Source organism: Bartonella vinsonii subsp. vinsonii, assembly GCF_902825235.1.
Lineage (GTDB): Bacteria > Pseudomonadota > Alphaproteobacteria > Rhizobiales > Rhizobiaceae > Bartonella > Bartonella vinsonii.
Map to the genome: position 1 here is coordinate 97,503 of NZ_CADEAJ010000007.1, position 8,455 is coordinate 105,957.

General features: G+C 41.6%; 8 protein-coding genes and 1 tRNA gene. All 9 read right to left on the reverse strand.

All coding sequences use genetic code 11. The features are described from left to right. Positions 1–147 precede the first annotated feature (147 nt). The gene (rpoB, locus tag J7R12_RS06430; protein WP_126603923.1) at positions 148–4,296 is read right to left on the reverse strand and encodes a DNA-directed RNA polymerase subunit beta; all 4,149 of its coding nucleotides are present in this window, start codon (positions 4,294–4,296) and stop codon (positions 148–150) included. Between the two features lie 284 nt (positions 4,297–4,580). Then, positions 4,581–4,952, reverse strand: a complete 372-nt coding sequence (gene rplL / locus J7R12_RS06435; protein ID WP_126603922.1) for a 50S ribosomal protein L7/L12 — start codon at positions 4,950–4,952, stop codon at positions 4,581–4,583. A 100-nt stretch (positions 4,953–5,052) separates the two neighbouring features. Further along, entirely contained in the window at positions 5,053–5,571 is a 519-nt protein-coding gene (rplJ, locus tag J7R12_RS06440) for a 50S ribosomal protein L10 (protein WP_126603921.1), read from the reverse strand. 365 nt (positions 5,572–5,936) lie between these two features. Further along, positions 5,937–6,635 (reverse strand): 50S ribosomal protein L1, encoded by a 699-nt coding sequence (gene rplA, locus J7R12_RS06445; RefSeq protein WP_126603920.1) that lies wholly within the window; start codon positions 6,633–6,635, stop codon positions 5,937–5,939. 4 nt (positions 6,636–6,639) lie between these two features. Continuing rightward, positions 6,640–7,068 carry a 50S ribosomal protein L11 gene (gene rplK, locus J7R12_RS06450; RefSeq protein WP_126603919.1) on the reverse strand — a complete coding sequence of 143 codons (429 nt, stop codon included), beginning with the start codon at positions 7,066–7,068 and terminating at the stop codon, positions 6,640–6,642. A 148-nt stretch (positions 7,069–7,216) separates the two neighbouring features. Beyond that, positions 7,217–7,747 (reverse strand): transcription termination/antitermination protein NusG, encoded by a 531-nt coding sequence (nusG, locus tag J7R12_RS06455; protein ID WP_126603918.1) that lies wholly within the window; start codon positions 7,745–7,747, stop codon positions 7,217–7,219. A gap of 20 nt (positions 7,748–7,767) precedes the next feature. Further along, a complete protein-coding gene (gene secE, locus J7R12_RS06460) occupies positions 7,768–7,980 on the reverse strand; it encodes a preprotein translocase subunit SecE (RefSeq protein ID WP_126603917.1) in 213 nt (70 codons plus the stop codon). A 207-nt stretch (positions 7,981–8,187) separates the two neighbouring features. Then, positions 8,188–8,263: transfer RNA gene (locus J7R12_RS06465), tRNA-Trp, on the reverse strand. Positions 8,264–8,318: 55 nt separating this feature from the next. Beyond that, the coding region (locus J7R12_RS06470; RefSeq protein WP_455708587.1) for an EF-Tu C-terminal domain-related protein at positions 8,319–8,455 on the reverse strand (137 nt) is incomplete at its 5' end.

An 8,455-nucleotide genomic window follows, 5' to 3' on the forward strand; every position in this document is an offset into this window, starting at 1 on the left:
TTGTAATATCTCATTAATTTTGTCACAGATTGTATTTAAAACCCATTTCTATTTTTTAAACTATCTGTGCCACCTTAATAAAAGTTTTTTTTATGAGTCTTTCTCAAGACAATCAAAGCGCATCCTTCCCACTGCGCTTCTTGATTATTATTCTGCTGTATCAGACAATGTCCGCTGTGCAATAAGTTCACGCGCATCATCAAGTTCTACATTAAGAGCTAGTGACCGCATTTCTTTTACCAATACATTAAAACTTTCGGGTATACCGGCCTCAAATGTATCATCACCGCGCACAATCGCCTCATAGACTTTTGTTCGACCAGCCACATCATCTGATTTTACAGTCAACATCTCTTGCAAAGTGTAGGCAGCACCATAAGCTTCAAGTGCCCAGACCTCCATTTCACCAAAACGCTGCCCACCAAATTGTGCCTTACCGCCTAATGGTTGCTGTGTAACCAGCGAATATGGTCCAATCGAACGTGCATGAATCTTATCATCAACAAGGTGATGCAGTTTCAACATATAAATATAGCCAACTGTCACCGGACGATCAAAAGGCTCTCCAGTACGGCCATCATAAAGCGTAACCTGTCCTGAACTATCTAATCCTGCATCCTCCAGCATCATGTTGATATCAGCTTCATGTGCTCCATCAAAAACAGGTGTGGCAATTGAAACACCTTTCTTCATCTGCAGCGCTAATTTGTAAAGGCTCTCGTTATCATACTGACGTACTGGTTCATTATGATCATTATCAGACATGAGATTCTCAATACGCTGACGCAAAGGAAGGATATCCCCAGTCTCTTGATACAACTCTATCAAATCGCCAATCTTCTTGCCCATCCCAGCACACGCCCAACCAAGATGTGTCTCAAGAATTTGTCCAACATTCATACGACTAGGCACACCAAGCGGATTCAACACGATATCAGCATGGGTCCCATCCTCAAGAAATGGCATATCCTCTACGGGAAGAATACGCGATACAACACCCTTATTACCATGACGTCCCGCCATTTTGTCACCTGGTTGGATTTTGCGTTTTACAGCCACAAAAACCTTTACCATTTTCATGACACTAGGAGGCATTTCATCGCCTCTTTGAATCTTCTCAACTTTATCCATAAAGCGACGTTGTAACGCTTCTTTCGATTCATCATATTGCTTACGCAAAGCCTCAATTTCATTCTGAAGCTTTTCATCTTCAACAGCAAATTGCCACCATTGTGAACGCGGATAGTGGCCCATCACCGTATTGTCAAGCTTCTTGCTGCCTGAAAAGCCCTTTGGGCCTTCTACAGCAACTTTACCTGTCAACATATCAGTAAGACGCGCATAAACATTGCGATCAAGAATTGACTGTTCATCATCACGATCTTTCGCTAAACGCTCAATTTCTTCACGTTCAATAGCCATTGCACGTTCATCTTTTTCCACACCATGGCGGTTAAAAACACGAACTTCAACAACAGTTCCAAAAGTTCCAGGAGGCATTCGCATAGAAGTATCACGAACATCTGAAGCTTTTTCTCCAAAAATGGCACGCAGAAGCTTCTCTTCTGGCGTCATGGGACTTTCACCCTTTGGTGTAATCTTACCAACCAAAATATCACCAGGCTGAACTTCAGCACCAATATAAATAATGCCAGCTTCATCAAGATTTCTTAACGCTTCTTCTGCAACGTTAGGAATATCGCGTGTAATTTCTTCAGGACCAAGCTTTGTGTCACGTGCTGCAACTTCAAATTCCTCAATATGAATAGAGGTAAAAACATCATCGGCAACAATGCGCTCGGATAACAAAATAGAATCTTCATAATTGTATCCATTCCAAGGCATAAAGGCCACAAGAACATTTCGCCCAAGAGCTAAATCACCAAGATCTGTAGATGGACCATCTGCTATAATATCACCCTTCTCTATTCGATCACCAACATGCACGAGAGGGCGCTGATTAATACAGGTAGACTGATTGGAACGTTGAAATTTCTGTAGACGATAGATATCAACACCAGACTTTGAAGGATCTAAATCTTCTGTCGCACGGATAACAATACGGGTTGCATCCACTTGATCAACAATACCACCACGCTTTGCACTAACAGCTGCGCCTGAATCACGAGCAACAACAGATTCCATACCCGTACCAACAAAGGGTGCTTCAGCACGTACAAGCGGAACCGCCTGACGCTGCATGTTTGATCCCATCAACGCACGATTTGCATCATCATTTTCCAAAAATGGAATAAGAGCTGCCGCTACCGAGACCAACTGTTTTGGTGAAACATCCATCAAATCCACATGATCCCGCGGTGCCATCAAAACTTCACCAGCATGGCGGCAAACAACGAATTCTTCTGTAAAGCGCCCTTCAGCATCTAATGACGAATTGGCTTGAGCAACATAATGCTTTGATTCTTCCATAGCAGACAGATAAATAACTTCTGTTGTCACTTTACCATCAATAATTTTGCGATACGGACTTTCAATAAAACCGTATTTATTAACGCGCGCAAATGTTGCTAAGGAATTAATCAAACCAATATTAGGACCTTCCGGCGTTTCAATCGGGCAAATACGACCATAATGCGTAGGATGTACGTCACGAACTTCAAAACCTGCACGCTCACGGGTCAAACCACCAGGGCCAAGAGCAGAAAGACGGCGCTTATGGGTAATTTCTGATAAAGGATTCGTTTGGTCCATAAACTGCGATAACTGCGAAGATCCAAAAAACTCACGAACCGCTGCAGCAGCAGGCTTTGCATTTATCAAATCCTGAGGCATGACTGTGTCAATTTCAACTGATGACATACGCTCTTTTATCGCACGCTCCATACGAAGTAAACCAATGCGATACTGATTTTCCATCAGCTCCCCAACTGAGCGAACGCGTCGATTGCCAAGATTATCAATATCATCAATTTCACCACGACCATCACGCAATTCAACCAACATCTTAACAACAGCAAGAATATCTTCTTGACGCAAAATGCGAACCGTGTCTGGACAATCAAGGTCCATACGCAAATTCATCTTAACACGCCCTACGGCTGAAAGATCATAACGCTCTGGATCAAAAAATAACGAATGGAACATAGCTTCCGCTGTATCCATTGTTGGTGGCTCACCTGGACGCATAACGCGATAAATATCAAATAACGCATCCTGCCGACTTTCATTTTTATCCACTTTTAAAGTATTACGGATATAGGCTCCAATATTCATGTGATCAATATCAAGGATATTAATTTGATCCGCATGTACATCAGACAAAACCTTCAATATTTTTTCATCAATTTCATCACCAGCTTCAAGATAAATCTCACCCGTCTGATAATTGACTATATCTTCTGCTAAATAACATCCCAATAAATCATCTTCACTAACTTTAACCGCCTTGAGACCTTTCTCAGCTAAAGACTTTGCAGCACGAAGTGTTAGCTTTTTACCAGACTCGGCAACAACTTCACCACTGTCTGCATCTACAAGGTCAGAAACAAGCTTCATTCCTTTAAAACGATCAACAGAATAAGGAATACGCCACCCATCCCCATCTCGCTCATAAGTGACTTTATTATAAAATGTTGACAAAATATCTGATGCATCCATACCTAATGCCATCAGAAGACTTGTAACGGGAATCTTGCGCCGCCGATCAATACGGGCATAAATAATGTCCTTAGCATCAAACTCAATATCAAGCCAAGAACCACGATAAGGAATAACACGAGCAGCAAAAAGAAATTTTCCCGATGAATGCGACTTTCCTTTATCATGATCAAAAAATACACCAGGAGAACGATGCATCTGTGAAACAATAACACGTTCCGTACCATTAATGATGAAAGTACCATTTTTCGTCATTAAAGGCATATCGCCCATATAAACGCCTTGCTCTTTAATATCTTTGATATCTTTTGATCCAGTATCCTCATCAATATCAAAAACGATTAAACGTAATATCACCTTTAATGGTGCAGCATAAGTCAAATCACGCTGACGGCATTCTTCAACATCAAATTTTGGTAAATCAAATTCATAACCAACAAACTCGAGCATAGCTGTACCGGAAAAGTCCGAAATAGGAAATACCGATTTAAAAACAGCTTGCAAACCTTCATCTGGTCGTCCACCTTTTGGTTCCTCAATCATGAGAAACTGATCATATGACGCTTTTTGAACCTCAATAAGATTCGGCATCTCTGCTACTTCAGGAATCTTACCAAAAAATTTGCGTACGCGCTTACGACCATTGAATTGAGACATCATCGCTAGGGTCTGAGCCATCGTCGCTCCTTGATCTTTACTCTTCAAGGTAGACTAAACCTTGAAAGCTTTATGTCATTAACCTGCACATGCAGACCAGTTCACTTAATACCCGATAACGAGTACCACCATTATTCCCCACAACACAAGCCAACCACACACTTGGCTCTCCAATGAGGAAATAAGAAGTAAAGCCCACATCCATTACAGCTATTCGACTGCTGGAAAAAGGCTTTCATTAATCATCTCCCCTCTTTTAGAGAAAGGAAATCGGCGAACATAAATGCCCGCCGATTAAAACAAATTTATTTAAGTTCAACTTTAGCACCAGCAGCTTCAAGCTGAGATTTAATTTTTTCTGCTTCATCTTTAGAAGCACCTTCTTTAATAGGTTTAGGCGCTCCCTCGACCAGATCTTTAGCTTCTTTCAGACCAAGCCCAGTCAGTGCGCGAACTTCTTTAATAACATTAATTTTTTGCGCACCACCTTCAATAAGAATAACATCAAATTCTGTTTTTTCTTCTGCAGCTGGAGCAGCAGCACCAGCAACAGCAGCTACAGCTACAGGAGCAGCAGCTGAAACGCCCCATCTTTCTTCCAATAACTTAGAAAGCTCAGCAGCTTCCAAAAGGGTTAGGTTAGAAAGGTCTTCTACGATCTTCGCTAGATCAGCCATTTTTAAATTCCTTCAATTAAAAGATTCAAACCATTATTTATTATTCAAAAAAAACAAAAAAGCATAAAAACTTTTCCATAAACGTGAACATCAAACAGCCTTAAGCCGCCTTATTCTCCTGAGCATATGCTCCAATGACACGTGCAACCTGACCAGCAGGAGCATTAACAACTTGTGCAATACGGGTCGCAGGGGTAGAAATCATACCTACGAGTTTTGCCCGCAACTCGTTTAATGAGGGCAATGAAGCCAATGACTTCACAGCATCTACACTCAAACTTGTTGCACCCATTGAACCACCAAGGATGACAAATTTGTCATTGTTTTTAGCAAAATCAACAGCAACCTTCGGTGCTGTAATTGGATCTTCTGAATAAGCAATAAGTGTTTGCCCAATAAACAAATCCACTAACGATTCAGATTCCGTGCCCTGAAGAGCGATTTTAGCAAGACGGTTTTTGGCGACTTTAACGGCACCGCCAGCTTCACCCATTTTTGAACGAAGATCGTTCATCTGTGAAACTGTCAGGCCAGAATAATGTGCAACAACAACAGAACCAGACTTCCGAAAAGCCTCGTTAAGCCATGTAACAAATTCGCGTTTTTCCGCTCTATTCACTGTTTCTCTCCATTTAACAGATTTATTGAAAACAAATCTGTTGGTTACCTTTGATAACATAAAACACTTTATGTCATCGATGAGGATCCTGTCCCCTTCTTCACGCACAGCGATCAAAGGCAACCTTGGTTCAAACCCTTTAAGTCTTTTAACTCTCAGTTTTTACCCCAGTCTCATGCGGGTTTTTTTCGATTAAGATACCTCAAACAGTATCACCCACAATCTCGGACAGGATATTCCGGAATTTCTTCCGGTATAACCCAAGCTCGATAAAGCTCAGATAGATAAATGCCGAAAAATCGACATTCTAAACACAATCTTGATCTTTACATACCCCAAAATAAAATTACAAATCTGGTTTAAACTCACTCTGAACGAACAGTTGCAGGATCAACTTTAACTCCAATCCCCATAGTCGAAGAAACTGCAACCCTCTTAACATACTCACCTTTTGCACCTTGCGGTTTAGCTTTAATAACAGCACTAGCAAAAGCTTTAATATTTTCCACTATCTTTTCAACACCAAAAGAAGCCTTGCCAATACCAGCATGCACAATACCAGCTTTTTCAACACGAAACTCCACAGCTCCACCCTTAGAAGCTTTGACAGCACTAGCGACATCAAGTGTCACAGTACCAACTTTCGGATTTGGCATTAAACTGCGTGGACCAAGAATCTTACCAAGACGACCAACCAGAGGCATCATATCTGGTGTCGCAATACAACGGTCAAAATCAATCGTTCCACCATTAATGCTCTCGAACAAATCTTCAGCCCCGACAATATCAGCACCAGCAGCCTTTGCTTCTTCTGCCTTATCCCCACGCGCAAAAACAGCCACACGGATATTCCGCCCTGTTCCATTAGGTAAATGAGCAACACCACGAACCATTTGATCAGCATGACGAGGATCAACACCTAAGTTCATTGAAATTTCAATTGTTTCATCAAATTTAGCAACTGCACGCTCTTTAACCATCGAAACCGCATCTTTTAAAGCGTAAAGCTCATTAAAATTAATATCTTTGCGGATATTTTTTATTCTCTTTGCTACCTTTGCCATAATCTTAGCCCACCACTTCCAAGCCCATAGAGCGCGCTGAACCTTCAACCATGCGCATCGCAGATTCAACGTCATTTGCATTAAGATCCTTCATCTTCGCTTCTGCAATTGAACGAATCTTATCACGAGAGATGCTTCCTACAGACACTTTACCAGGCTCTTTTGAACCAGATTTCAAATTTGCCTCCTTCTTTAAAAAGAATGATACGGGAGGCGTCTTTAAAGAAAATGTAAAAGACTTATCTTGATAATAAGTGATAACGACTGGAATTGGTGCCCCCTTCTCCATTTCCTGCGTAGCGGCATTAAACGCTTTACAGAATTCCATGATGTTAATACCACGCTGCCCAAGAGCTGGACCAATCGGGGGAGACGGAGTAGCAGCTCCCGCAGGAACCTGCAACTTAAGCTGCCCTATACTTTTTTTTGCCATAATAATCTGCCTTCAATTTCATTGATATACGAACAATTGACCTTGCCCGCCACCCTTTGCAGTTAAGTGGTTCGGATCATCAAGCCGACAAAAGCCATAAATCACCTCCCACCAATTACTCAAAGTGGTCAAAACCACTCTAAGCTCATCAGAGTTTTTCAACCTGACCAAACTCCAAATCAACAGGCGTAGGACGCCCAAAAATCAAAACCTCTACCTTAAGGCGAGAACGCTCTTCTTCAACCTCTTGAACAATACCATTAAACGAAACAAAAGGGCCATCAGCAACACGAACCTGCTCTCCAACCTCAAACAATACAGAAGACTTTGGAGACTCCCCCCCTTCTTGAACTTGTTTCAGAATCTGTTCAACCTCCCGATCAGAAATGGGAATGGGACGCGCATCAGACCCTAAAAAACCTGTTACTTTAGGTGTATTCTTAATGAGATGATAAACTTCATCTGTCAACTCGGCACGAACAAGAACATAACCAGGAAAAAACTTCCGCTCAGCATCAACCTTACGTCCACGGCGAACTTCCACAACGCGCTCTGTTGGAACAAAAATCTTTTCAAAGAGATGATCAAGCCCTTTTTGCTTTACCTCCTTCTCAATAGCTTCCGCTACCTTCTTTTCAAAATTTGAATATGCTTGAACAATATACCAACGAGCAGCCACAGTCACACTTCCTTGTACTCTCAACTAAAAAGATATTTTAGAAGATCAATACCTCGCCAAACACCAAAATGCATAGCCTGATCCACAATAAAAAAGAAAACTGAAGCAAATGCAGTCACTAACAGCACCATAACAGTAGAAATCACAGTCTCACGACGTGTAGGCCATTTCACCTTAACTGTTTCTGCATAGACTTGCTTTAAAAAGGTAATTGGATTGGTTTTAGATGCCATCAGTCACACTATATTCTTTCCAGTTTTATTGTGATTTATACAACAAAATAAACACGACAAAATTGCAAAAGCTCCCCTCCAGCCTCATACAACTTCCTCATCCTCTATTCAATACCGATTCATACACAAAAAAACAAGCCCCATACAAAAAAAAGCGAAGAAGGCAGTTAAAATCCACTTCCTCACAGAAAAAATCCCATCCCCCTTTGGCAGGGGCAGCAGGGTTTGAACCCGCGACCTGCGGTTTTGGAGACCGCCGCTCTACCAACTGAGCTATACCCCTAATTCTTAAAACCAAAACATCCCTTACAACGAAGACGTTTTTCAATAACCATTCCTTACTCAATAATCTTAGAAACGATACCAGCACCAACAGTACGACCACCTTCACGAATAGCAAAACGAAGCTTTTCTTCCATGGCAATCGGAACTATCAAAGAAACATCCATCGCAACATTATCTCCAGGCATGACCA

Bases quoted from the DNA above. Each gene is read 5' to 3' on its own strand.
- rplK (WP_126603919.1), bottom strand. From the start codon at position 7,068: ATGGCAAAAAAAAGTATAGGGCAGCTTAAGTTGCAGGTTCCTGCGGGA.
- rpoB (WP_126603923.1), bottom strand. From the start codon at position 4,296: ATGGCTCAGACCCTAGCGATGATGTCTCAATTCAATGGTCGTAAGCGC.
- secE (WP_126603917.1), bottom strand. From the start codon at position 7,980: ATGGCATCTAAAACCAATCCAATTACCTTTTTAAAGCAAGTCTATGCA.
- rplL (WP_126603922.1), bottom strand. From the start codon at position 4,952: ATGGCTGATCTAGCGAAGATCGTAGAAGACCTTTCTAACCTAACCCTT.
- rplA (WP_126603920.1), bottom strand. From the start codon at position 6,635: ATGGCAAAGGTAGCAAAGAGAATAAAAAATATCCGCAAAGATATTAAT.